The organism is Bifidobacterium sp. POST2/T3 (B1) (assembly GCF_058197115.1).
The window spans coordinates 1-2,352 of the sequence record NZ_JBVPQK010000399.1; the positions used below are offsets into that span (position 1 = coordinate 1).

3 protein-coding genes are annotated in these 2,352 nt (G+C 60.8%); all 3 read left to right on the top strand.

Translation table 11 applies throughout. From position 1 onward, the window contains the following. Positions 1-357 (top strand): F0F1 ATP synthase subunit B family protein (locus tag AC0AP0_RS12080; RefSeq protein ID WP_490430649.1); only part of this gene is annotated, 357 nt, incomplete at its 5' end. Positions 358-408: 51 nt separating this feature from the next. Beyond that, positions 409-1,236 (top strand): F0F1 ATP synthase subunit delta, encoded by an 828-nt coding sequence (locus tag AC0AP0_RS12085; protein WP_490430650.1) that lies wholly within the window; start codon positions 409-411, stop codon positions 1,234-1,236. A 46-nt stretch (positions 1,237-1,282) separates the two neighbouring features. Further along, positions 1,283-2,352: F0F1 ATP synthase subunit alpha (gene atpA / locus AC0AP0_RS12090; protein ID WP_490430651.1), on the top strand; the 1,070-nt coding region annotated here is incomplete at its 3' end.

A 2,352-nucleotide genomic window follows, 5' to 3' on the forward strand; every position in this document is an offset into this window, starting at 1 on the left:
GCTCGTGAAGAGGCGGATCAGGCCCGCAAGCAGTATCAGGATCAGCTGAGCAAGGCTCGTGTGGAAGCTTCCCAGATTCGGGATGATGCCCGCGCTGAAGCCTCCAGGATCGTGGCTGATGCCAGGACCCGGGCAGAGACTGAGGCCAACCAGATCACCGAGAACGCCCAGAGATCCCTCAAGTCCCAGCAGCAGCAGGCTCTGGTCTCGCTTAAGGGCGAGGTGGGCACGCTGGCTACGGCTCTTGCAGGCAAAATCCTGGGCTCGCAGCTTCAGGATGATGCCGTGCAGTCCTCCATGATCGACTCGATCATCGCGGGCCAGGGCGGACAATCCTCGGACAAGCGGCAGGCATGATGACTGATTGGCGGACCACGGGTACGTTGATTCTGCGAAAGGGGAGGTGACATGCGAGGAGAGACTTCACTGAGCTCCGACAAGGAGACCAGGGCCAAGTATGCCCCTTTGCTCAAGAGCAAGGGGAAGGATGCCCTCCGCGTAGCCATGGAGCTCTATACTTTCGTGACCCTGCTCGATGCCAATAGGCCCCTGGAGCGTGCGCTGACCGACCCCTCCCGTCCAGCTGAGGACAAGTGGCAGGTGATCGACACCATCCTGGCTGATAAGGCTGATCCGCTGACCGTGGATATCCTCCATGATCTGACTGATCATCAGTGGAGCCGTGTGGTGCACATCGCCAACGCGGCCGAGGACATGTCGGTGGATGCCACCACCTATTACACCGATGCTCTGGGCATCACCAACCAGGTGGCCGGTGAGCTGGCTGAGATTCATTCAGCCCTGCTAGGCATGCCGCTGGTGCTTTTCCGGCTCTCTGACGAGTACAGCGATTCCAAGGCGCGAGCCGACCTGCTCAGGGCGCTCCTGGATGGGCAGCATATGCATCCGGTCACCAAGCAGATGGCACTGAACTCCACCATCGATCTGCGCGGGCGGCGCTTCCCTGACACCATCGTTTGGTTGGTGGACCGCTTCTCCGAGCACATGGACCAGATCATGGTCACCGTTACTACGGCGGTCTCCATGAAGGACGAACAGGTCAGCCGCCTACAGGAGGTCTACGGGCGCAAGCTGGGTAAGCCGGTCCACATCAACTCGGTGGTTGACCCTTCGGTCATAGGTGGCATGAAGGTCCAGTATGGCTCGGTCTCCACCGATGGCACGGTGGCTACCCAGCTGAAGCACCTGAAGCGGCGAATGGCCGTAGCAGGATGAGCAGGGGACCAACAGACTTGAACAAGAACAGAAATAAGGAGTGATCATGGCAGAAATGACCATTGATCCCGCCGTGGTGCGCAAGGCGCTCGACCAGTTTGTCGAGTCCTACAAGCCGACGGATACCCCCACCCAGGAGGTGGGCTATGTCCGGACGGCTGGTGACGGCATTGCGCATGTGGAGGGACTGCCTGGTTGCATGGCCAACGAGCTGCTGACCTTCGAGGACGGCACGTTGGGTCTGGCCTTCAACCTGGACGCCCGAGAGATCGGCGTGGTCATCCTGGGCGACTTCGCAGGTGTCGAAGAAGGCCAGGAAGTCCACAGGACCGGCGAAGTGCTTTCAGTGCCCGTCGGCGACGGCTATCTGGGGCGTACGGTCAACCCCTTGGGTGAGCCCATTGACGGCCTAGGCGAAATCAAAAGTGAGGGCCGCAGAATTCTGGAGGCTCAGGCCCCCGACGTCATGCACCGGCATCCCGTTGACGAGCCCTTGGCCACCGGCATCAAGGCCATCGACGCCATGACACCTATCGGGCGCGGTCAGCGTCAGTTGATCATCGGCGACCGGCAGACCGGCAAGACGGCCATCGCCATCGACACCATTATCAACCAGAAGCGCAACTGGGAGTCCGGAGACCCCAAGAAGCAGGTGCGGTGCATTTATGTGGCTATTGGCCAGAAGGGCACCACTATTGCCTCGGTCCGTTCCTCTCTGGAAGAGGCCGGCGCCATGGAGTACACCACCATCGTGGCCTCCCCGGCTTCCGATTCTGCAGGTTTCAAGTACATAGCCCCCTACACCGGTTCGGCCATCGGCCAGCATTGGATGTACGGCGGCAAGCACGTTCTGATCGTCTTCGACGACCTGAGCAAGCAGGCCGAGGCTTATCGGTCCATCTCCCTGCTTCTGCGTCGTCCGCCGGGGCGCGAGGCTTACCCTGGCGACGTCTTCTACCTGCATTCGCGTCTGCTGGAGCGCTGCGCGAAGCTCTCCGATGACCTGGGCGGCGGATCCATGACCGGTCTGCCGATCATCGAGACCAAGGCCAACGACGTCTCGGCCTACATTCCGACCAACGTGATCTCCATCACCGACGGCCAGATCTTCCTGCA